General features: G+C 67.7%; 18 protein-coding genes, 1 tRNA gene and 2 pseudogenes. 13 read left to right on the top strand and 8 right to left on the bottom strand.

From position 1 onward, the window contains the following. Positions 1–16 precede the first annotated feature (16 nt). A complete protein-coding gene (locus ACAX67_RS05365; RefSeq protein ID WP_370702779.1) occupies positions 17–499 on the top strand; it encodes a hypothetical protein in 483 nt (160 codons plus the stop codon). Between the two features lie 186 nt (positions 500–685). Here ACAX67_RS05365 and ACAX67_RS05360 read toward each other — a convergent pair whose 3' ends face one another. Next, positions 686–2,260 (bottom strand): thermonuclease family protein, encoded by a 1,575-nt coding sequence (locus tag ACAX67_RS05360; RefSeq protein ID WP_370702778.1) that lies wholly within the window; start codon positions 2,258–2,260, stop codon positions 686–688. Positions 2,261–2,372: 112 nt separating this feature from the next. Here ACAX67_RS05360 and ACAX67_RS05355 point away from each other — a divergent pair, with 112 nt between their 5' ends. After that, positions 2,373–3,944 (top strand): NAD-binding protein, encoded by a 1,572-nt coding sequence (locus tag ACAX67_RS05355; protein WP_370702777.1) that lies wholly within the window; start codon positions 2,373–2,375, stop codon positions 3,942–3,944. Here ACAX67_RS05355 and ACAX67_RS05350 read toward each other — a convergent pair. From ACAX67_RS05350 to ACAX67_RS05335, 4 genes are all read right to left on the bottom strand, one after another. Then, positions 3,918–5,360 (bottom strand): toll/interleukin-1 receptor domain-containing protein, encoded by a 1,443-nt coding sequence (locus tag ACAX67_RS05350; RefSeq protein WP_370702776.1) that lies wholly within the window; start codon positions 5,358–5,360, stop codon positions 3,918–3,920. The genes ACAX67_RS05355 and ACAX67_RS05350 overlap by 27 nt on opposite strands. A gap of 103 nt (positions 5,361–5,463) precedes the next feature. Continuing rightward, positions 5,464–6,288, bottom strand: a complete 825-nt coding sequence (locus ACAX67_RS05345) for a hypothetical protein (RefSeq protein ID WP_370702775.1) — start codon at positions 6,286–6,288, stop codon at positions 5,464–5,466. A 176-nt stretch (positions 6,289–6,464) separates the two neighbouring features. Further along, positions 6,465–7,232, bottom strand: a complete 768-nt coding sequence (locus ACAX67_RS05340; protein WP_370702774.1) for a uracil-DNA glycosylase family protein — start codon at positions 7,230–7,232, stop codon at positions 6,465–6,467. A gap of 80 nt (positions 7,233–7,312) precedes the next feature. Continuing rightward, positions 7,313–8,266 carry an ADP-ribosylglycohydrolase family protein gene (locus tag ACAX67_RS05335; RefSeq protein ID WP_370702773.1) on the bottom strand — a complete coding sequence of 318 codons (954 nt, stop codon included), beginning with the start codon at positions 8,264–8,266 and terminating at the stop codon, positions 7,313–7,315. A gap of 53 nt (positions 8,267–8,319) precedes the next feature. On the opposite strand from ACAX67_RS05335, the gene ACAX67_RS05330 reads away from it, so the two are divergent. From ACAX67_RS05330 to ACAX67_RS05300, 7 genes and pseudogenes are all read left to right on the top strand, one after another. After that, on the top strand, positions 8,320–9,345 hold the full coding sequence (locus tag ACAX67_RS05330; protein ID WP_370702772.1) for a GIY-YIG nuclease family protein: 1,026 nt from the start codon (positions 8,320–8,322) through the stop codon (positions 9,343–9,345). 73 nt (positions 9,346–9,418) lie between these two features. Further along, positions 9,419–9,492, top strand: a tRNA-Arg gene (locus tag ACAX67_RS05325). 176 nt (positions 9,493–9,668) lie between these two features. Beyond that, a pseudogene (locus tag ACAX67_RS05320) lies at positions 9,669–9,905 on the top strand (RtcB family protein); the annotation flags it as partial. 181 nt (positions 9,906–10,086) lie between these two features. Then, positions 10,087–10,329 (top strand): annotated as a pseudogene (locus tag ACAX67_RS05315) (RtcB family protein); the annotation flags it as partial. 106 nt (positions 10,330–10,435) lie between these two features. Beyond that, positions 10,436–10,726 (top strand): RtcB family protein, encoded by a 291-nt coding sequence (locus ACAX67_RS05310; protein WP_370702771.1) that lies wholly within the window; start codon positions 10,436–10,438, stop codon positions 10,724–10,726. Positions 10,727–11,522: 796 nt separating this feature from the next. After that, the gene (locus tag ACAX67_RS05305) at positions 11,523–11,849 is read left to right on the top strand and encodes a nucleotide pyrophosphohydrolase (protein ID WP_370702770.1); all 327 of its coding nucleotides are present in this window, start codon (positions 11,523–11,525) and stop codon (positions 11,847–11,849) included. Beyond that, positions 11,830–13,563: a DNA/RNA helicase domain-containing protein gene (locus tag ACAX67_RS05300; RefSeq protein ID WP_370702769.1), complete on the top strand. Its 1,734-nt coding sequence runs from the start codon at positions 11,830–11,832 to the stop codon at positions 13,561–13,563. Before ACAX67_RS05305 ends, ACAX67_RS05300 begins: the two co-directional genes overlap by 20 nt. 87 nt (positions 13,564–13,650) lie before the next feature. On the opposite strand, the gene ACAX67_RS05295 is transcribed toward ACAX67_RS05300, so the two are convergent. From ACAX67_RS05295 to nrdR, 3 genes are all read right to left on the bottom strand, one after another. After that, on the bottom strand, positions 13,651–14,100 hold the full coding sequence (locus ACAX67_RS05295; protein WP_370702768.1) for a restriction endonuclease: 450 nt from the start codon (positions 14,098–14,100) through the stop codon (positions 13,651–13,653). A 398-nt stretch (positions 14,101–14,498) separates the two neighbouring features. Continuing rightward, entirely contained in the window at positions 14,499–17,393 is a 2,895-nt protein-coding gene (locus ACAX67_RS05290; protein ID WP_370702767.1) for a vitamin B12-dependent ribonucleotide reductase, read from the bottom strand. 123 nt (positions 17,394–17,516) lie between these two features. Continuing rightward, a complete protein-coding gene (gene nrdR / locus ACAX67_RS05285) occupies positions 17,517–18,011 on the bottom strand; it encodes a transcriptional regulator NrdR (protein WP_370702766.1) in 495 nt (164 codons plus the stop codon). Between the two features lie 456 nt (positions 18,012–18,467). On the opposite strand from nrdR, the gene ACAX67_RS05280 reads away from it, so the two are divergent. The 4 genes from ACAX67_RS05280 to ACAX67_RS05265 all read left to right on the top strand — a co-directional run bounded on the left by ACAX67_RS05280 (position 18,468) and on the right by ACAX67_RS05265 (position 21,419). Further along, a complete protein-coding gene (locus tag ACAX67_RS05280) occupies positions 18,468–18,965 on the top strand; it encodes a hypothetical protein (protein ID WP_370702765.1) in 498 nt (165 codons plus the stop codon). Between the two features lie 121 nt (positions 18,966–19,086). Then, on the top strand, positions 19,087–19,425 hold the full coding sequence (locus tag ACAX67_RS05275) for a hypothetical protein (RefSeq protein ID WP_370702764.1): 339 nt from the start codon (positions 19,087–19,089) through the stop codon (positions 19,423–19,425). 648 nt (positions 19,426–20,073) lie between these two features. Then, positions 20,074–20,655, top strand: coding sequence for a DUF6318 family protein (locus ACAX67_RS05270; RefSeq protein WP_370702763.1), 582 nt, complete (start codon positions 20,074–20,076; stop codon positions 20,653–20,655). A gap of 335 nt (positions 20,656–20,990) precedes the next feature. After that, positions 20,991–21,419, top strand: coding sequence for a PKD domain-containing protein (locus ACAX67_RS05265; protein WP_370702762.1), 429 nt, complete (start codon positions 20,991–20,993; stop codon positions 21,417–21,419). Positions 21,420–21,505: the final 86 nt, after the last annotated feature.

Here is a 21,505-nt window from a genome sequence, read left to right as displayed (position 1 = left end):
ATCCGAGGAACGAGCCATGCACGCCGTACTGCTGACGTGGAACCCCGGCCCCGACAACACCCACGTCTGGAGCCCGGAGGCGTGGGAGGCCGCGATCGTCCGGCCGACCCAGCACGGGCAGGCGGTCGCGACCACGTGGGGTGTGGGCAACCACGTCCACCACATCGGGCCCGGCGACGAGGCGTACCTCTACCGGCAGGGTTCGTGGGGCCGCGGCATCGTCGCCCGCGGCGTCATCCGGAGCCGCCCCTGGCCGGCCCCGCACTGGGACGAGGCGAAGGCCCGCCAGGGTGTCGTCACGCACTGCGTCGACGTCGAGTGGCAGGACGCCGTGCCGGTCGGGGCCGCGATCGGTGTCCACCAGCTCGAGGCGCTGGTGCCGGAGTTCGGCTGGCGCAAGGTCTACAGCTCCGGTCGTCGTACGCCGGCGGGGGTGACCGCCGGACTCAGGCAGGTCTGGGAGATGCACGGGACCGCGGCCGTCGCGGACGAGGACTGAGCTCGTCAAACCACGCCACCACAGCAGAGATCAGGCTGGACTTCGCCCCTGGGCCACCGCGGATCGGGCGTTGATCGTCGGGACCGTCGCCGCCGCCCGGCCGCGGACATCGGAGCCGACGAGGGCAAATGGGGGAAAGGTCGTCCTGCTACCAGGCGGTGCCTCCGCCGCGCCCATCAGCGTCCGCTACTCGCACGCCACCCCGTCGTTGTCCGCGTCCAGACCGTGAGGATCACTCCCGGTCACGTAGATCGGTCCGTCCACGTCCGCGCAGTCGAGGTCGGGCGGGTAGGCGGGGATGCAGGGCGAGTAGCCCGACGCGCAGTTCGACGAGGGCGGGTCGGCGAAGTGCTTGGGTGGCTTGGGTGTCGGCGGAGGCGGAGGCGGCGCGCACGTGAACGCCTTCGAGGCGCGGTCGGCGGCGACGTACTCCTTCTGGCGAGGGTGCCGCCCGTAGCCGTCGCGGGAGTCGTAGCGCGCGATCGCGAGGCCCTTCTTGATGAGCCGCAGGCCCACGTCGAGGCCGCCGACGTCGACGTAACGCAGGAGCCGGTCGTACTTGTCACGGTCCTCGTCGGCCTCGGTCAACGAGACCAGTCGTCCCTCGACCAAGTCGGTCAGCAGGTCGCTCGCCTTGTCGTGGCCGCACTCTCCCACCTCGGGCGCGTCGATGCCGACGAGGCGGACGACCTCGCCGTTGCGCAGGCGCACGGTGTCACCGTCGCCGACGTGGGAGACGAGGTACTTCAGCTCCTTCGGCTCCTTCGACGGCTCCGGCTTCGCCGGCCGCGACGGATCGACGCCGGACGACGAGTCGTCGGCCGAGCTGTCGGTCGCCTCCTGCGAGGAGTCCCCCGACGCGGACGCCGACATGACGCCGAGCATGCCGCCGAACACGAGAACGCCGACCACGCCGGCGACGATGCCGCGGTTGCGGTGCAAGGTACCGACGGCGCCGTCGGCACCCTGGTCCTTGCGGGCGTGCACCCTGGCGAGCTCGGTCTGCCGGTCCTCCAGCCTGCCCTTGGCGTCGCGCAGCAGGTCGGCCAGCAGTGCGAGCGCTCGATCGGGTGGCGCCGGGTAATCCTCCGCCCATGCTCCGAGCACCTGGACGGCATCGACGACGGCGGGCGAGCCCCCGACGCCGCTCACCTTCTGCCGGTTCGTCACTCCCCACGTGATCATGTCCGTGCCTACGACGGACTGCTCGTAGATGTTGGCCAGGCGCCACTCCACCCTGCCCTGAGCGGAGACGTGCCGGAATGCGCGATCGCTGACGAGCAGCGATCCGTTGCGCACCGCGACCGGCCACGGCACGGCGCCGCGCTGCTGCACCCGCGGCTCGACCAGATCGACGTTGCGCAGCTCCATGAGCAGGCTCTCGCGGGCCGGGATCCGCTCGTCCGGCTCACCGGCAGGACCACTGCGCATCACCCCCTGCACCGACTCGAGGAGGGCGATGCGCGCCTCCGCGGCGCGGATGTCGGAGTGGACGTCGGCGAGGGCGAGGCTGCGGCCGTACGACGAGACCTGAGCCTCCTTCTTGTACCGCCGCCCGATCACCACGATCGCGACGATGGCGAGATAGACGGCCTCGAACAGCGATCCGAGGACACGCGCCGTCAACGAGTCATCCGAGCCGCCCGCCGACTCGACGAGCCACACGGCGACGACGTACGGCCAGAAGATCGCCAGCAGCACGACCGCGATCACGATGACGGCCGCGATGCACCCCGCAGGGCCGTCGTTCTTCCGAGCCATGGCCGGACGGTACGTCGCGGTCCCGCCAGTCCGCCGCGAAACGAGCGATCTCGGGAGGCCACTGCGTATCGTTCGTCTTCGAGTTCGGCAGGTCTGACGGGAGGTACGGCGGTTGCGGTCCCTGCGCACCAGTCCGTTGCTGTGGAGCGGCATGCTCGCCGGTGTTGCGATGGTGCTGGGCTTCATCGCCTACAGCACCAGTCCGGAGTCGATGTCGCGGGTCGATGCCTTCTACCGGACGCTGCAGCTCTTCGTCCTCGACAGCGGGCCGCAACCGGGCGGGACGCCGTGGGAGCTGGAGGTGGCGCGCTTCTTGGCGCCAGTCGCGATCGGGTCGGCCGCGGTGGCGGCGACGGCGGCGTTCCTGCGTGACCAGTACCAGCGGTTGCTCATCACCCTGCTCGCCCGCGACCACGTGGTCGTCGTCGGGCTGTCGTCGTCGGCGGGCTACATCGCCGAGGCGCTGCGTGCGCAGGGCCACAGCGTGGTGGTCGTCGAGGCGGATCGCGCGCACCCGCGGCTGCCCGGCTTGCGGGCTTCGGGAGCCCGGACGGTCGTCGGCGACGGACGCCAGGGGGTGACGCTCGAGCGCGCGCGCGTCGAGCGTGCAAGTCACGTGATCGTGACGACGGGCAACGACGCGGTGAGTCTCGACGTCGCCGACCGCGTGCGCTCGATCCGGGCCGAGCAGGGGCGCGGACACACGATCGTGCACGTCGCGATCGACGATGCGGCGCTCTGGCTCGAGGTCGGCCGGCTGACCTTCGGTCGCAATCCGTCGGGCACGTCGGTGGAGTGCTTCAACCGCGAGGACCGCGCCGCGAGCCGCATCGTGGACGTCGCCATGGATCGCGCCGGCGGCCGGCCTACCGGCATCCGCGTCGAGGGCGGGGGCTCGCTGCGCGAGCGGGTGGTCGCGCACCTGGAGCGCCGGGCCGTGCTCGCAGGCGTGAAGCTGGAGCTGGACGACCCCGACGCGACCGTCGCCGTGGTGGGCGGCTCCGCCGACGGGGGCGCCGACAGCAGCGTGGCGCGCGCCATCGCTCTGGCCCGCCTCGACCCCCGGCTGCACGTCGTGGCCGCGGTGACCGGCGATACCGCAGACACCCTCCTCGACCTGCTCGGCGACCTGGCCGACCGGGTGACGATCGTGCCGACGACCGCGTCGTCCTTGGCCGACGACTTCCTGCAGGCCTCCGCCATCGAGCTGATGGCCCGCGCGAAGCACGACGACTACCTCGAGCAGGAGCGCGCCCAGGGCCACACGGTCGCCCACAACCCGTCACTGGTCGGCTGGACCGAGCTCCCGGAGTCGCTGCGCGTCTCCAACCGCCGATTCGCCGCGTCCGTCGCCGAGACGCTCAGCATGGTCGGCGCCACCTTGGTGCCGCTCCACGACGGCGAGGCACCGACGGCGCTCGGCATCAGCGGCCCGACGCTCGACGCGCTCTCGATACGCGAGCACGACCGCTGGGCGGCCGACCTGCGCGCGGATGGCTGGACCTACGGCGCCGGCGCGAAGGACCCGATCGCGCGCACCCACCCGCTCCTCGTCAGCTGGGACGAGCTGGACGAGCCCGAGCGTGAGAAGGACCGCGACGCCATCCGGGCGATCCCGAGCATGCTGGCGCGGGTCGGCTACGCGGTGCAGCTGCCATCAGGTGACGACGCCGAGCTCCCGTAGCTCCTTCGCCGATCCCTCCGACAGCTCGGCCGAGGTGATGGCCTGCTCGACGTTGACGAACCGTCCCGCGATCATCCGCTGCTCCACCACCCGGTCGGCCTCGTCCTTGGTGAGGCGGCCGTACTGCATCAGCGTCTGCGCGCTCACCATGTTGAGGTCGACCAGGCCCGCGTCGTCGAGCGCACGGGCCACGTCAGGCCGGCCGACGTTGATGCTGCGCGCCATGCCGGGGTTGGTCTCGGCGAGCCGCCGGTAGTGCTCCCGGGTGTTGCGCCGCGCCATCTCCACCTCGATCGCGTCGAGCTCGGGTGGTCGGTTGCGGTAGATGATGCCGAACGTCACGGCTGTCCCGAGGAACAGGAAGATCATCCCCATTCCCAGTCCGGACACCGGTCCCGTCGGCGTCCCGTCCTTGTCGGTGGGCGCCGCTTCGAAGACCACGAAAGAGACGATCGCCATCACCTCCAGAGCCGCTCCGATCCCGATCAGCATCCACCTCTTGCGAGGATCGTGCGGGCGCAGCAGGCCAGCGCGCAGGAGCGGCACGAAATTGCCGAGTCCACAGGTCACCAGCGGCAGGATCGCGGCGATCCATCCGGTCTGCGGCTTGGCGTTGAACGCCTGCCACGGGCTCCGCTGCGCCGTCGGAGGAGGTGGCGGCGCGGTCATGGGTCGGCTGTGTGCCACCGCCGGCGGGGGCGGAGGTGGCGGCGCATACTGCGCTACCGGCCGCGAGGACGCGGCAGGCTCGCGTACGACGGTCGCGACCCGCGTCACGTCAGGGCTCCCGAGCGGCTCTCCCGATTGCTGCTGCTCCTGCACGGTGACGAGCAGGCGACTGAGCCGCTCGAGGTCGGACTTCCACCGCATGTCGTCCATCTCGATCGCGTTGATGCGCGCGAGCCGCCGGATGCTCTTCGGCAGCTCCTCCATGTCCGGCATCCGCGCGCCCTCGACGAGCACGGGGATGGTCCGGACCCGCGGCGACTCGAGCGCGTTCTCGATCTCGAGCCGCACGAAGTCGTTGGACTCGTCGATGCGGCGCTTGCTCGACCCCGGACGAGGATCGAGCCAGTTGTCACCGATCAGGACGAGCACCACATCGCACGTCTCGATCTCGCGACGGATGTGCTGCTCGAAGTCGACCCCGGCAGGGATCGAGTCGATGTCCATGAAGATCGAGGCGTCCCGCAGCCGGTGTGACAGACCGTCGTGCAGCCCATTGGCCTGCGACTGGCAGTCGCTACGGCGATAGGAGATGAAGATCCTGAGCGGCGGCTTCGTCTCGGAATCGACCCACAGAGACCAACCGGACGGGGCAGGCCCCCAAGCAGGATCCGGCTTCCAACCGGGAGGGGGTGTCCACCCGGACGGTGGCTTCGGCCAGTTCGGCGGTGGGTTGTACCTGCGCCCCATGGTGCTTCCCTACTTCATGGCGGTCCCGGACACCGCGACCATAGCCGCGGGACCGGCTGGTGGTCACGGGTTCGGCGGACGAGCGGACTCCGTCAGCCGGCGGTCATGAGTCCTCGAAAATGCCGTCGAGGCTGCTCACCAAGTCGATCCGCTGCCCGACGTCGCTGTCAGGATCGATCGGCTCACCGTCCTCGAGCGCCTGGGTGATGGCATCCATGGTCTCGGAGTCGTCGGCCCAGGTCTCGGAGAGATCGAGGTCGGTGTCGGGGTCACAGCTGCTCTCGAAGATGCAGTCGTTCCAGCTCGACGCGGTGAGGCTGTAGGAGAAGAGAGCGGCGTCGATGCCCTCGACCGCCGACTCGCAGAAGTCGATCCCCTTGACGGCGTCCTCGTCGAGGCGGTTGCGCTCGACCGAGGCCGCACCGACCAGCTCCGAGTAGTCGGCCATCGTGAGCCCGACGTCGAGTCGCGAATCCACGGTGGCGAGAGCGTCGAGAGTCGGGTCGACGGCTTCATGACAGGTCTTCTGGTCGGCTTTGAGCTGGTCGTGCGCCTTGTCCTCCGCCGACGGCTTCGACAGGATGACCGCGGCTGCGCCACCGGCGGACAGCAGGCACACCGCCGCCAGGAAGCCCGCGATGATCAGCCCCTTCCGTCGCGGCGAACGCGGTGCCCGATGTCCGTTGGACGCGGGGGGCATCCCCGGCGTAGACGGCGGCGAGAGCGGCTGGCCGGTGTCCGGGTCGAAGCGCGGAGCTTCCGACGCCGGAGCGAGCGGACGCCCGGTGTAGGGGTCGAACCGGGGCGCTTCTGGCGGCGGCGCGAGCGGCTGACCGGTGTAGGGATCGAACCTCGGCGGGCCGAGGTGCGAGGCTCCGTCTCCGGGACCACCCGGGGGCGGCGGGGGCAGGACGGTGTCGTCGTTCATGGCGTGACCTCACGTCACTCGACCCGAGGGTGAGCGGCATGGTTGATAGCTTCCGAGAGAGCGTCGCGCCCGAGCATCGTCGTCGTCGAACCGCTCCCCCACGGTTGCCCCGACGTTAACCTCCGGACGACGGCTACGACTCCGGTTTCGCAGAATCGGTGGGCTCCGTGATCGCCTCAATTGAGCCTGAGGGCATTCTTGATCGTCGGTTCGACGACGTCCCTCACGTACGGCGCATCGGGCCGCTCGCCCCACCGCTGATCGCCGCGCGCCGATGGATGCGAGAAGGCGCAGACGACGACGCGGTTGCCACCGAGGGTCGACTCGTAGAGATGCGGCGAACGCTCCTTGACCAGCGGCAATGTCGAGCGAGCCCAGGCTGACACCTTGCCTCCTTGCAGCACCACGATGGTGGGCTCGAGGATGGACAGCGTCGCGCTGAAGTGTCGCTCGCAGTTGTGGGCCATCGTCGGCGTCGGGCGTCCGGTGCTGGTGTCCTTCGGGCCGGTCGAGCAGAGCAGACGGTTGACGAGTGCGAAGCCGTCGAAGAGGTGGAAACGCCGACCGTTGGCAGGCTCGATGAACTCGCTCTCACGATCGGTGCCGGCGCCCACCCCCATGAGGAGTCGCAGTGCGGTCGTCGTGCCTCGCATGTGCGGGTTGCGACCCGGAAAGCCGTCGTCGGCGTAGAAGCGACGCTCCAACCCCGAGACCTGAAGGGTCTGCCGGTAGCGCGTCTCTAGAGACACCCGTTCGGTGAACTCGGCGCGCTTCGGCAGCCCGGACTCCTGCCCGACGACCACGATCCGCAAAGGGTGGCCGTTGCGCTGGAGGTCGTAACGACGTCCGACGTGGCTCATGATGCCTTTGCGGAACAGGTAGTCCTTGTCAGAGGAGGCTCGACACTGCTTGCACGAGGTGCAGATGAACTTGCCCTCGGACAACAGGTTGGCCTCGACGTACCTCTCCAGCTTCCGGATCCGTCGAGCGGTGGCTCCTCGATCGATCGCGATCGTCGGCGTGGTCATGCCCTGCCCTCCACGGTTGTTCGAGCAAGAGCGGCGAGGTCTGCGCCCGTGATCCCTGGATAGCCGTGCACGGCGTCGCGCCATCGAGCCGGAACGGCCGCCGCCCCCCAACGCGCGCCGAGGAGTGCACCGGTGATCGCCGCCACCGTGTCGGTGTCCACGCCGATGCCGATCGTCCGGCTCAACGTGTCCGCGACGTGTTGATCGGGCGCGGAGGCATCGGTGCGCACGATCGATGACCAGGCGGCCTGGAGGGCGACGACCACGTAGCCGTTGTCCGTGAAGCTGCCCGGCTCGCTCTGCTCGGCCTCCTCGATGATGTCGGCCCATCGCACGGAAGCGTCGCCTGCCAACAGCTCGAGTCCCGTCCTCAGCTCGAACTCGCCGTCGAGGACCGCGTGCCGGATCGCGAGGCACCACAGGGCGCAAGCGTCACCGGCCAGCGGGTCATAGTGGGTCAGCCGGCTGACCCGTTGCGCCGCCTCGACCAACGCGACCGGGTCGTCAAGGTGGGCGAGTGCGACCGGCGCAGTCCTCATCAAGGAGCCGTTGCCCGCCGTACGGCCGGTCTGTCGATGAAGGTCGTGCGACGTCGCCGCCAACGCGGCAGCTGTTGGCTCGGGACCGCCTTCGGCGAGCACTCGCCGGGTCTGGATGCCGATGTCGGCCGGCGACGTGTCGAACCACTGACGGAAATTGCGCGCCACCTGATCGAGCGCGGATTCGCTCCGTAGGTCGGCACCCGTCGCCGCAACGTCGGCGATGCACCACAGCATCGCTGTGTCATCGCTCCACTCCCCCGGCGCGAAGTCCCCGAGTCCGCCGCCCAGCATCTCCGGGCCGTCACGACCGACCTCCGCCGAACCGAACTCGTAAGGGACGCCCAGGGCGTCGCCGACCGCGGCACCCAGCAGAGCACCTTCAGCGCGGTCGACCTGCTCCGGAGTCATGTCGCCATCATGGTCGACGCTCCGACAGAACCCCGGCCTCTCCACTCGCACTCATGGACGATCACTTTGTTCATTCTGAAGACGGCACGACGGTCCCCGCCTCAAGCTGCGACCGTGCCGATCCTCCGAACCGCCTAACCCAGGCGTCATTGGAGAACTTTGACGTGAGAGCCGCGCTCCAGAGCGACCCGGTCAAGCGGCGCTCGAACCGGCTGCACCGTCATCTGCCTAGGCTGCTCTGCATGACCAGTGCGAGCTCGCCCGAAGGCGACCTGACCCTCGGCCACGTCATGAGTGCCTGCGGCATCGACCCTGCTGAGGTCCTCGTCATCCGTCATACGTACAACGACGACGGTCTCCGACGAGGCGAGACCAGCTACGAAGCTGTCTGGGCCTATGCGCGCGAGCAGGGGCTCAGGTTCAACGGCAAGCAGCCGAGGCTCTGGCTCAACTTCCTTGCCGAGAGCGGCCGTCGTTGCCGTTACTGGGGCGCCTTCGAGAACGGAGGAGAGGTCTCCGAGGAGCAGACGGACTCTCACCGCTACTTCGACCTTCGCCCGATGACGGTGATGTCCTCCCTCGCGAACCGGCTGGTCATCGAGTGGTCGAAGGACACCATCAACTGGGCGAAGAAGGGGGCATCGGCAGCAGGGTTCCCCATCGTCGAGATCGCCGACCCCGACGTCGTGTCGTTCCCGGGCTACGACAGCGTCCTCCTGAGCCGCTCCGAGCTCAGAACCATGCTCGAAGACTCCCGCTACGAGGCGTGGCGCACGGCGCTGGGAGCCGTGCAGGGCATCTATCTGATCACCGACACGAGCACCGGCAAGCAGTACGTCGGCAAAGCAGACGGCGCCGAACGCATCCTCAGCAGGTGGACGGCCTATGCCCGCGACGGTCACGGCAACAACAAGGCGCTCCGCGAGCTGAAGGGCGCCGACGCAGAACATTCCCGCCACTTCCAGTGGAGCATCCTGCGGGTCTTCGGGCCGTCAACGCCGACCGCCGAGGTGGACAAGGCCGAGGCCCACTTCAAGCGAGCGCTGATGACCCGGCAGTTCGGCCTGAACAGGAACTGAAGCGCCACCCGTTCGGAATCAGCTAGGTCGGTCTGGTGCGCGCCATCTACCGTCCTCTTCGCTCGCCGTCCCTGCCCCTTTAGCTCAGCCGGACAGAGCGCCGCGCTACGAAAGCGGAGGTCGCAGGTTCGACTCCTGCAAGGGGTGCTGGCCGCCGTCGGTCGAGGAGGTCGCGCAGGGTGACCGCCGTTGGTCGAGGAGGCTGCCGCCGCCGTTGGGCGAGGAGGTCGCGCAGCGGGACCACCGTTGGTCGAGGACGTAGCGCAGCGTGACCACCGTTGGTCGAGGAGGTCGCGCAGCGACCGTCACGAGACCCAAGGAGGATGACGACAATTGACGCGATGAAGGCCGTCGGCCAGGTCCGCAACATCTCGCGCCTCCCCTGGGTCCACGGCCTGCGGGTCATGCCCGACGTCCACCTCGGCAAGGGCGCGACGGTCGGCTCGGTCGTGGCGATGAAGAACGCCATGTCGCCCTCGGCGGTCGGTGTCGACATCGGCTGCGGCATGCAGGCGGTGCGCACGTCGCTGAGGACCGCGGACCTCCCCGCCGACCTGCACGCGCTGCGGCTCGCGGTCGAGAAGGCGATCCCGGTCGGCTTCTCGGCTCACAAGTCGATGCCCGACGTGAACCGCCTCAAGCTCAACCACGGCCGCTACGCCGGCTGGGACCGCTTTTTGGGCCGGCTTCAGAGGCCTGCACGACGACGTGCAGGACCGCGAGAAGAAGGCCAAGCAGCAGATGGACTCGCTCGGCGGCGGCAACCACTTCATCGAGCTGACGTCCGACGACGGAGGCCAGGTCTGGCTGATGCTGCACTCCGGTTCGCGCAACATTGGCAAGGAGATCGCCGAGCGGCACATCTACAAGGCCAAGGGCCTGGAGCACAACCTCGGTCTGCCCGACCGCGACCTGGCGGTGTTCCTCTCCGGCACCGAGGAGATGGACGCCTACCTGCGCGACCTCTACTGGGCGCAGAAGTACGCCGCCCGCAACCGCGCCGTCATGATGGCGCTGTTCTGCAACCTGGTCCGGCGCGAGTGGCCTGGAGGTCGAGTACCGCGAGCAGATCTCCGCGCACCACAACTACGTGGCGCAGGAGACCTACGACGGCGTCGACCTGGTCGTCACCCGCAAGGGCGCGATCCGGGCGGGCGCCGGCGAGTACGGCCTCATCCCCGGCTCGATGGGCACCGGCTCGTACGTCGTGCTCGGCTTGGGCAACGGGGCGTCGTACTGCTCCGCGTCGCACGGCGCAGGCCGCCGGATGTCGCGGTCGAAGGCCAAGCGCACCTTCACCGTGGCGGATCTGGAGGCCCAGACCACAGGCGTGGAGTGCCGCAAGGACGCCGGCGTGATCGACGAGATTCCCGGCGCCTAAAGGGACCTCGAGTCCGTCATCGAGGCCCAGACCGATCTCGTCGAGGTCGTCGCTCAACTCACCACGCTGATGTGCGTAAAGGGCTGAATGCCACCCGAGCAGTCGCGGTATCCCCTACTGCTCCCACATGGTGTCGCAGGGTCACCGCACGCCGAACCTCCCTGCTGAGCAGTTGCGCAGCAGGGGTGGCGCGGGTCCGGGTACCAATCGTTGCCTGCGTGTAAAGGTCGCACTCCAGACAACACCGCACTGGCGAGACCTAATAGTGCTGCTTGTAGACCACGCGCTGGGGCCCACCGTTGGCGGCGTAGTTGTTGAACTGGACCTGCACCGTAGTGTCCCCGGTTGCCGACGCGAACGCGTCACACATGCGGTACTCCCGGGCCGAGTTGTGAACCACACCCGGGTTCTCGAAGAGGTTGCGCCCCTTTGTGTCGAAGATCCGGTGCACGTTCCCCCGTGCCATCCCGAGGTGAACCTCCCGATACTCCGCACCGGACACGCAGCCGGGGGTGTCAGCTTGCGGCCTGCGGCTGCCCGACCGGGATCGCCACGATGAGCCCAGCGACCAGGGTCGGAGCAATCGCGAGGCGGGTAGGCCGAAGCTTCATACCGACGACGCTAGGTCGTGGATGCGGCGGTGTCCGGGAAACTGCCCAAGACCCAAACAGGTTGTCTCCGGGTCCTTGGGCACGGCCCGACAGTTGGGCTCCCCACCGGGCGGTGCCAAAGCATTTCGGGGAGGAAGGACTCAAATCGGTCTGTCGCCAAGATGGTTCTGACTAAGGTCGCGACCATGAACGAGAGGTCGGTCGCCGAGGCCCTGCAGGAGGCGGTCCAGGAGCGTGATTGGGCGCAGTTCCACACCCCAGCCAACCTTGCTAAGAGCGTGGTGATCGAGGCCGCTGAGTTGTTGGAGTGCTTCCAGTGGGACGAGAGCGCGGACCGCGGACGGGTCGCCGAGGAGCTGGCGGACGTGTTGACGTATTGCCACCTTCTCGCGGCACGTCTCGGGCTGGATCCTGATCAGATCGTGCTGGACAAGCTCGACGTCACCCGTAAGAAGTACCCGGTCGATCAGGCTCGGGGGCGGAGCACCAAGTATGACCAGCTTTCGGATTGAGGAGGTCTCGTTCAAGGCCGAGGAGATCGCGGCATGGTCTCGCCTGGAGTCTCGGTTCACGAACTGGCCAGTCGTCTACACACTCTCAGACGCAAACGAGATCTACGTCGGGGAGTCCTTGAACGTCGCCGGCCGCTTCAAGCAACACCTGGAGACGCCCTCGAAGGCGCATCTGCGCGGCGCGCGGGTGGTGGTGGACGACACCTTCAACAAGTCCGTCTGTCTGGATCTCGAGTCGTTCCTCATTCGCCTCTTCGCCGGGGACGGCCAGTACCAGGTCCTGAATGGCAACCACGGCATCATGAACGCCGAGTACTACGGCAGGGCAGGCTACCGCCGCACCTTCGAAGCAATATTCGAAGATCTCCGCCGGCGGGGCGCCTTCACCCGCCCCCTCCGCGAGATCGAGAACACAGACCTCTTCAAGCTGTCGCCCTTCAAGGCGCTGACGCAAGACCAGGCCATCGCGGTAGAGGACATCCTTCGGGGCTTGTTCGACGATCTAGAGTCGGGCGCATCTAGCCGGATCGTCATCCAAGGCGCGCCCGGCACGGGCAAGACCGTAGTCGGCATCTTTCTGATGAAGCTTCTCAGCGACATCAAGACCGCCGACGTCAGCGCTCCACCCGAGAGCGACAGCCTTCTTTCCGAGTTTTTCGTGCCCGGCTACCCGGAGCTCCTCACCGACCTTCGCTTCGGCCTCGTCGTACCGCAACAGTCCCTCCGGCAATCAATCAAGGCCGTGTTCCGTAAGACGCCAGGACTCAGGACAGACCAGGTTCTGTCGCCGTTCCAAGTCGGCCAGTCGGCCGAGTCGTTCGACCTCCTGATCGTCGACGAGGCTCACCGGCTCAACCAGCGAGCGAACCAAGCCGCCGGTCCGCTGAACACAATGTTCAGCAAGATCAATATCGACCTGTTCGGCGAGGACGACTACTCGATCACCCAGCTCGATTGGATCGAGATGAAGAGCAAGCACCAGGTGTACCTGCTCGACGGCGCGCAGTCCGTCCGGCCGGCAGATCTGCCACTAGCGGCAACGCAAGCACTCGTGGAATCCGCCAGGAGCAACGGCCGCGTCTACCCGCTGAGCTCGCAGATGCGGGTCCGCGCTGGTGACGATTACGTCCAGTACGTACGCGGCATCCTCGCGGGCACGATCACTGAGCGGCGACACTTCGACGGATACGACCTCCGGTTCTTCGACCATCCGGCCAAGATGCGCCAAGAGATCATTCAGCGGAACAGCGAGCACGGCCTTGCGCGACTTCTCGCCGGCTTTGCCTGGCCTTGGAAGTCGAAGCGCGACCCTAGCGCGATCGACATCCAGCTCGGCGACTTGGCGCTGCGGTGGAACTCAACGGAGGTCGATTGGGTCAACACCCCAACCTCGGTCGAGGAGGTCGGCTCGATCCACACGATCCAGGGCTATGACCTCAACTACGCCGGCGTAATCATCGGCAACGACCTTCGCTACGACCCGGCGCGTGGTGCCATCTACTTCGACCGGCAGAGCTACCACGACCCGCGAGGCACCACGAACAACCGGATGCTCGGCATCACCTACTCCGACGACGACATCCTCCAGTACGTCCGGAACATCTACGCAGTGTTGTTGACGCGAGGAATGCTGGGGACATACGTGTACGTCACTGACGGGCCGCTGCGCACGCACCTTCGCCAATTTCTTTCCCCCCTGTCCCGTGGCAGGTAACGGAGCGCAGAATCACAGCGGCGCCGCCAAGCCTCAGCGTCCCGATGGCGCGAGGACCCCACGGGTGGAGCAGGGCATGCTTCGGACCTATTGCTCGAGCCTTACGACGATGGCGTCGTTCTGACGTGACACCCAAAACACGACGAGTCCCAGGCGCTCCCGCGCGTAGGACGGCAATCGGTTGACGAGGCCGCGGTATTGACCGTTGTCGGGCAGGGCGATCCCGTATGTCGCCGCCGGATCGTTCATGCGTTGAACGAGCTCGCCAAGCATCCCGACGAAGTAGTTGTGCTGCTGAGCGCCCGTGACGCCCTTCTCTGCCTTGACTTCGATGACGAGCCGCCGTCCGTCCGAGCGAGTCGCGACAATGTCAATGCCAGGAGAGCGCCCCCAAGCGACCTCGACCACAAACCCGTCTGCGACTAGGTAGTCCCTGACAGCAGCCTTGACCTCGTCCTCGCTGATCGGACCCTGGTCGTATCGCGCGACGATCCGGAGGTCCTCTGCACGAGGACCTGGCGGTTCGACGTCGGGCATCGCGGTAGTACTCCAGGCCCTTCTCGCCCGCGAACCCCTAGTGAACCTCGGGGCGCAGGTGTCGGTACCGCACGTTAACAATCTTGCCGTCAGTCCCGACGTACCGCTGAAGCCTCCGGCTGCTTCTAGGCGTCGCGCTGCCTGATTGATCGACTGGCGTTGGGGCACTCCGAGGCGCTTTGCAAGTACGTCATCGTCAAGCGGACGAAACCGAATCGCTTCCAGGATCCGATCGGCAATGGTGGCCATGACTCAGGCTGTCTGGACCGCCGACGTTGTAGTCACGAAGGACGTGCGTCATATCGCCGCGAACGACACACCGCTCCTCGCCCCCGCACTGACGGAAGGGCGGCCACCGCCACGCGGTGACCGCCGCTTTCGTCGTACGCGCTGGAACCTCAGCTGCAGCCGCTGGTGCTACCGCAGCCCTCGCAGACGTAGCAAGAACCAGCAGGCCGCATCTTGGTGCCGCAGGTCATGCACAGGGGGCTGTCGACGGCGTGCCCGGTGATCTGCTCGAGGAGCTCGGCGCTGGTCCGGGCCTGGGGGGCGTCGGGGGCCTTGTCGGTGATGACGATCTCGGCCTCCTCTGCCTCCTCGACGAGCTCGGCGGCGGCGCGGACCTCGACGGGCTTCTCGATGAGCTCGGACGCGGAGCCGGTCTCCTCGATGGGCTCGTAGGAGCCGGTCTCAAGGTGGCGCTGGCGCTCCTCGGCGGAGTAGATGCCGAGCATCGACCGCTCCTCGAAGGACAGGTAGTCCAGGGCGAGGCGGCGGAAGATGTAGTCCATGATCGACTGGCTCATGCGGATGTCGGGGTCGTCGGTGAGGCCGGCGGGCTCGAAGCGCAGGTTGCTGAACTTCGAGACGTAGGTCTCGAGCGGGACGCCGTACTGCAGGCCGATCGACACGGCGATCGAGAAGGCGTCCATGACACCGGCGAGGGTCGAGCCCTGCTTGCCGAGCTTGAGGAAGACCTCGCCGAGCGAGCCGTCGTCGTGGGCGCCCGAGGTCATGTAGCCCTCGGCACCGCCGACGGTGAACGACGTGGTGCGCGAGACGCGGGACTTCGGGAGGCGCTTGCGGGTCGGCGCGTAGACGACCTTCTCCACGACCTTCTCGATGACCTTGGCGTCGGCCGCAGCAGCCTCGGCGTCGGCGGCGTCCTTCTTGGCCTTGCCGCCACCGTCGGCGAGCGGCTGGCCCACCTTGCAGTTGTCGCGGTAGATCGCGGTGGCCTTGAGACCGAGCTTCCACGACTGCAGGTAGATGTCCTCGATGTCCTCGACGGTCGCCGTCTCCGGCAGGTTGACCGTCTTCGAGATCGCGCCGGACAGGAACGGCTGGCAGGCCGCCATCATCTTGACGTGGCCCATCGGCTTGAGGGACCGCTCACCCATCGCGGTGTCGAAGACCTCGTAGTGCTCGGGCTTGAGGCCGGGAGCGTCGACCACGTGACCGTGCTCGGCGATGTAGGCGACGATCGCCTCCACCTTCTCCTCGTCGTAGCCCAGCTTCGTCAGCGCCCGCGGGATCGTCTGGTTGACGATCTGCATCGAGCCGCCGCCGACGAGCTTCTTGAACTTGACCAGCGAGAAGTCCGGCTCGATGCCGGTCGTGTCGCAGTCCATCATGAAGCCGATGGTGCCGGTGGGCGCGAGCACCGAGGCCTGCGCGTTGCGGAAGCCGTTGGTCTTGCCGAGCTCGACGACCTTGGCCCACTCGTCGGTGGCCACCTTGTGCACCTGGGCGTCGGCGATGTGCAGCGTGCGCACCTCGTCGTTGGCCGCCTGGTGCTTGCGCATCACGCGCTGGTGGGCCTCGGAGTTGCGGGCGTAGCCGGCGTAGGGGCCGACGATCGCGGCGAGCTCCGCCGAGCGACGGTACGACGTGCCGGTCATCAGCGACGTGATCGTGGCCGCCATCGAGCGACCGCCGTCGGAGTCGTAGCCCAGACCCATCGCCATCAGCAGCGCGCCGAGGTTGGCGTAGCCGATGCCGAGCTGGCGGTAGTTGCGGGTGGTCTCACCGATCGGCTCGGTCGGGAAGTCGGCGAAGCAGATCGAGATGTCCATCGCCGTGATGATCAGCTCGACGGCCTTCGCGAAGAGCGGCGCGTCGAACGTGTCGTCCTCCTTGAGGAACTTCAACAGGTTGAGGCTCGCCAGGTTGCAGGAGGAGTTGTCGAGCGACATGTACTCCGAGCAGGGGTTGGACGCGGTGATCCGGCCCGTCTCCGGGTTGGTGTGCCAGTCGTTGATCGTGTCGTCGTACTGCAGGCCGGGGTCGGCGCACGCCCAGGCCGCCTCGCTGATCTTGCGGAACAGCCCGCGGGCGTCGACGCGCTCGATCTCCTCGCCGGTCTTGCGACCGCGGAGCGCGAAGTCGGTGCCATCCTCGACGGCGCGCATGAACTCGTCGGTGACGCGGACCGAGTTGTTGGCGTTCTGGTACTGCACGGACGTGATGTCCTTGCCGCCCAGGTCCATGTCGAAGCCGGCGTCACGCAGGGCGCGGATCTTGTCCTCCTCGCGCCACTTGGTCTCGACGAACTCCTCGATGTCGGGGTGGTCGACGTCGAGGACGACCATCTTCGCCGCACGCCGCGTCGCGCCGCCCGACTTGATGGTGCCGGCCGAGGCGTCGGCGCCGCGCATGAAGGACACCGGGCCCGACGCGGTGCCGCCGGAGCTCAGCAGCTCCTTGCTCGACCGGATGCGGGAGAGGTTGAGGCCGGCTCCGGAGCCGCCCTTGAAGATGAAGCCCTCCTCCTTGTACCAGTTGAGGATGGAGTCCATCGAGTCGTCGACCGAGAGGATGAAGCAGGCCGACACCTGCTGCGGCGACTTGGTGCCGACGTTGAACCAGACCGGGGAGTTGAAGGAGAAGTACTGGTTGACGAGCAGCCAGGTCAGCTCGTGGTCGAAGAGCTCGGCGTCGGCGTCGGTCTCGAAGTAGCCGTATTCGATGCCGGCCTTCGTGTAGGTGCTGACGACGCGGTCGATGAGCTGCTTGAGGCCCGTCTCGCGCTCAGGGGTGCCGACGGCGCCGCGGAAGTACTTCGTCGTGACGATCGTGCTCGCGTTGACCGACCAGAAGTCGGGGAACTCCACGCCGCGCTGCTCGAAGACGGTCTCGCCGGTCTTCCAGTTGGTCTGGACGACGTCGCGCCGCTCCCAGGTGATCTCGTCGTAGGGGTGCACGCCCTCGGTGCTGAAGACACGCTCGATCTTCAGGCCGGTGCTCGACCCCTTGGTCGCGGCGCTGGTTGCGGAGTTGGCGGTCTCGGTCACTTGCGAATCCCCCTGGCTGGGTGCGGTCGGTTTCCAGTGTTGCTCGTGGCTCCGACAGAATCGGAGCCGGAGTTTGGTGCCCGGGCAGACAGCTTCCCCACTCCCTGCCCGGGCGGTCTGTGGTCAGCCCGATGGGGCTGAGAAGGTCGCCTCTTTCTCAACAACCGTGCCCGCTCGCTCCATCCGCATCAGCGCGATTTCTGCCTCGAAATCGGCTGCGGACTCGAAGCCGCGGTAGACGCTGGCGAACCTGAGGTAGGCGACCTCGTCGAGCTGTCGCAGCGGCGCCAGGATCGCCAGGCCCACCTCGTGGGCGGCGATCTCCGGGCTGCCGGCGAGGCGCAGCTGGTCCTCGACCTCCTGGCCGAGCACGGCCAGGTCGTCCTCGCTCACCGGACGGCCGTTGCAGGCCTTCCGCACACCGGCCACGGCCTTGTCGCGGTTGAACGGCTCGGTCGCGCCGGAGCGCTTGAGCACCGTGAGCTGCATCAGCTCGACGGTCGTGAACCGCTTCTCGCAGGCCTGGCACACCCGGCGGCGGCGGATGGAGCAGCCGTCGTCGGCGACGCGGGAGTCGAGGACCTTAGTGTCCTGGTGCTTGCAGTAGGCGCAGTGCATCGGGGCCGGTCCTCCTTCGCTGTTCGCGTCCGGGCATGACGAAGTAGACCCTCTGGCGGGCCTCGCTTCGCTGTGGATAAGAGCGATCTAGCTGTGCAGATCTCCGCTGGTCCTGTTGATGGCCCTGGGGATAACTACATCGTTGTAACTACTAGATGTAGTGGTGACCTTACGCCCCCACCACTAGGGGTGCAAGCGGAGTCGCGGAAGTGATCCAGGGAAATGTCTGCTGGGTCACGTTTGTGCAGGTCAGAGCGGTCTTCGCGACAGGGAGTACGGCGTGTCGTCGGGCGAGTCGCGAGTATCAGGACCGTCTCAACACAGGTCCAAATGGTTCGGAAGGCTGATTCGGAGGGAGGGTCTCGTCACTAGCGTTACCTCGCGGCCTCGGGGCCACCCGCACTCCCCTGTTTCTGCACCTGGCCGGAGGCCCTCATGACCCACCGTCGTACACGCATGCTCATCGCCGTCCCCTCAATCGTCCTCATCGGCGTCTCGCTCGTCGGCTGCGGGAACGCCGTCAAGGACGCCGTCAAGAACAAGGTCGAGGACGACCTCAAGAGCCAGGGGGTCGACGCCAACCTCGACGACATCGAGAACGGCAACATCGAGATCGACACCACCGACGGCGGCGTCACCACGGGCAAGCTGCCCAAGACCTTCCCCACTGACGATGTGGCGATCGTCGACGGGAAGATCCTCGGTGGCCAGTACACGAAGAACCCCGCCACCTGGACCGTCGTGATCCAGGTCGGCGACGCGGGCGGCGACAAGGCCGGCGCGTACTCCACGGCCGAGGAGAAGCTCACCGGCGGTGGCGCGGAGACCGTCACCGAGAAGGTCGACAACGGCACCGCGATCACCGGTCAGTACGCGACCGACACCTACCTGGTGACGCTCGCCGTCACCGACTCCAACGGCGTCGACGTCAGCTACACCGTCTCGCCGAAGTAGCACCACCCCTCAGGACCTGCCGGTCCGCGGTCGCTCGGTCGCGTGGGGTCGATCGAGCGGCTGCGGGCCGGTTGGCGCGTCTGGGCCTCAACACCTTGGCTCGTCGGACACAATCACCTGCGTGAGCAGCGGCAAGCGCGCAGGAGCGCGCCAGAAGCGGGGCTTCCGCCCCGTGCTGCTGGTGCTCGCCCTCGCGATCACGCTCTGCGTCGTCGCCTGGGGCTACCTCGTCTACGCCGCGATCGACTTCGGCTCCACCGCCCGTCACGACGACGACAACGCCGCCTGGTTCTACCTCGCCGTCGCCGCGATCGGCGCGGTCGCGTGCCTGTTCCTGGGGTTCATGCTCGTCGCGCGGTTCTCGAGGGCGGTCGGGTTCACCGCCGCGCCGGACCCGAGGCCCGCGAAGGTGAAGCGGGACTCGTCCACCCCGAAGGGCGGGAAGCGGGCCGCTCGGTAGGGCCCGCGGCGGCTGGGGCTGTCGCCGTGCGCCATACGTTGGGAGCCGCCGACGGCTCCGAGCGCATGGCATCCGGCAATCAGGCGGCCAGGGAGGCCTGCTTCACCGCGCATTGGCGCTCGACGGCAACACCGTCCTCCGCGTGGCGCAACGCGCAGAGCGTGGATCGCCTCCCGCGCGTCCGCCAGGGGGTCAGTTCGTTGTCCACAGGTCCCACTCTCGCGGGTGTCCCGGCGGCGCGATCCGGCCTAGCGTCCGAGTGCCGCCCGCGCTCTGCGGACGGGCTCCAGTCTCGGGAGGTCTCATGCAGCACGTCCGAACGCCCGCGCTTGCCGGTCTCGCCGCCCTCGTCATCGGTTCCCTCGCTGGTTGCGGCGGGCACGACTCATCAGCTCCGTCGGCGCCGGGTCCGGTCCACGGGCCGGCGCGGGCGGCCGGTCATGCGGACCGCGCGGACGCGCGGGATGGCGGCCTCGCGACCGAGGATCGGCAGCTGCCCGTGGGGTCGGCGTCGAAGATCGCGGGCGATCGACTACGGCGTTTCCACATCCGAGAACACTGACCTGTTCGGATTGGCTCTGCCCGGGTTACCTTCGCCTTCCCGCCATGGGTCTGGGCGGGGTTCGATCTCGGGAGGCTCTGATGGGGATGACTCTGCGCGCGCCCGCACTCGGTGCGGCCGCGCTTCTGATGGTGGTGCTCGGCGGGTGCGGCGGGGGCGATGATCCGCCCGGAGACCCGGGCACGCCAAGCGCGTCGTCGAGCTCGGAAGTCACGAGTACGACGACTGAGACGACGGCCATTGCGACGGGTCCTGTTGAGCCGACCGTGCCGCCGGAGGCGGAATCGCGCGGTCAAGCAGGAGTTACCGCCTTCGTAAGGTTCTACTGGCGTGTCGTCAACTATGCGATGAAGACCGGCGACGTCAATCTCCTCGCTCGCATCGACCAGCCATCTTGCTCGGGTTGCGCCGCCGGAATCCAAGGGATCAACCGGGTGTATCGCCGCGGCGGCAAGATCGTCGGCGGCAACTACAGGGTTGTGGCGCTGAAGCCGGTGTCTTCCGATCCCGAGCACTGGGCTGTGGTCACCCACACGCTTGTGAAGACGCAGCGAACTGTCGGTGCCGGCAACCTCAACGGAACCTTCAAGGGCGGCCCGGCAAAGTGGCTGGTCTCTGTCGCCCTGGTCCGAGGTACGTGGAGTGTGACGACAGTGGAGCTCCTGTAATGCGATGGTTCGTCGCGGCGCTCGCCGCACTCGCCGCGTGCTGCCTCGGTCCGGCCTTTGCCGACGACGGCGCCGACGTCGGATCGGGCCCCGGACAGTTTGGGGTCTGGGTGCACGACGATGCAGCAGGAACCTCAACGTCCGGGAGCGCCAGCACTTCAACGACCGGGACCTTTCACTCCCAATCTGCCTGCCAAAGTGTGTGTACTGGGCAGTTCACCTGCGCCGACGGCACGATCAAGACCCATTCGTGGGTTGAATCCCCAACCGGTGATCTCCTGTGGGAGACCTATTCCTGTCCCTCCGACGCCGCACCCGCCGTCACCGGCGGCCTCGTGGCGACCGCCTTCCGGCGCATCCCCCTCCCGCCCTCGACACTCTCGGTCCAGCCCCCGGGCGGGAAGACCCTGGTCAACTTCGACACCAACTTCTTCACCCACGAGCAGACCCTCGATCGCACCGTGAGGCTCCTCGGGCAACGGGTGGACCTGCGGATCCGGGTCGACTCCTACACCTGGCGCTTCGGCGACGGCGACTCGTTGCGAACGGACGAGCCGGGAGCGCCGTACCCGAGGCTGTCGATCACGCACAGCTACCTGCGGACGGGGAGGTACGCGCCGGCGGTGGACACCACCTGGGTGGCGGACTACCGGGTCGGCGGCCAGGGGTGGAAACCCGTGCCGGGCAGCGTCACCATCCCCGGCGGGTCGGTGGCGCTGCGGGCGATCGAGGCGCGGCCGACGCTCGTGGGCTACGGCAGCTGAAAACGGAGCGAAGGACGGACCCGGGGTCGTGGGTCCGCCCTTCGTCTTCCCCTAAGGGGGCCCGGGCAGTTGGGCCGCCTTGGTGC

The organism is Nocardioides candidus (genome assembly GCF_041321175.1).
GTDB lineage: Bacteria > Actinomycetota > Actinomycetes > Propionibacteriales > Nocardioidaceae > Nocardioides.
This window is presented reverse-complemented; position numbering and strand designations above follow the sequence as displayed.

Bases quoted from the DNA above. Each gene is read 5' to 3' on its own strand.
- ACAX67_RS05295 (WP_370702768.1), bottom strand. From the start codon at position 14,100: ATGCCCGACGTCGAACCGCCAGGTCCTCGTGCAGAGGACCTCCGGATC.
- ACAX67_RS05345 (WP_370702775.1), bottom strand. From the start codon at position 6,288: ATGAACGACGACACCGTCCTGCCCCCGCCGCCCCCGGGTGGTCCCGGA.
- ACAX67_RS05360 (WP_370702778.1), bottom strand. From the start codon at position 2,260: ATGGCTCGGAAGAACGACGGCCCTGCGGGGTGCATCGCGGCCGTCATC.
- ACAX67_RS05330 (WP_370702772.1), top strand. From the start codon at position 8,320: ATGGACGATCACTTTGTTCATTCTGAAGACGGCACGACGGTCCCCGCC.
- ACAX67_RS05305 (WP_370702770.1), top strand. From the start codon at position 11,523: ATGAACGAGAGGTCGGTCGCCGAGGCCCTGCAGGAGGCGGTCCAGGAG.
- ACAX67_RS05280 (WP_370702765.1), top strand. From the start codon at position 18,468: ATGCTCATCGCCGTCCCCTCAATCGTCCTCATCGGCGTCTCGCTCGTC.
- ACAX67_RS05270 (WP_370702763.1), top strand. From the start codon at position 20,074: ATGACTCTGCGCGCGCCCGCACTCGGTGCGGCCGCGCTTCTGATGGTG.
- ACAX67_RS05335 (WP_370702773.1), bottom strand. From the start codon at position 8,266: ATGACTCCGGAGCAGGTCGACCGCGCTGAAGGTGCTCTGCTGGGTGCC.
- ACAX67_RS05350 (WP_370702776.1), bottom strand. From the start codon at position 5,360: ATGGGGCGCAGGTACAACCCACCGCCGAACTGGCCGAAGCCACCGTCC.
- ACAX67_RS05365 (WP_370702779.1), top strand. From the start codon at position 17: ATGCACGCCGTACTGCTGACGTGGAACCCCGGCCCCGACAACACCCAC.
- ACAX67_RS05300 (WP_370702769.1), top strand. From the start codon at position 11,830: ATGACCAGCTTTCGGATTGAGGAGGTCTCGTTCAAGGCCGAGGAGATC.
- nrdR (WP_370702766.1), bottom strand. From the start codon at position 18,011: ATGCACTGCGCCTACTGCAAGCACCAGGACACTAAGGTCCTCGACTCC.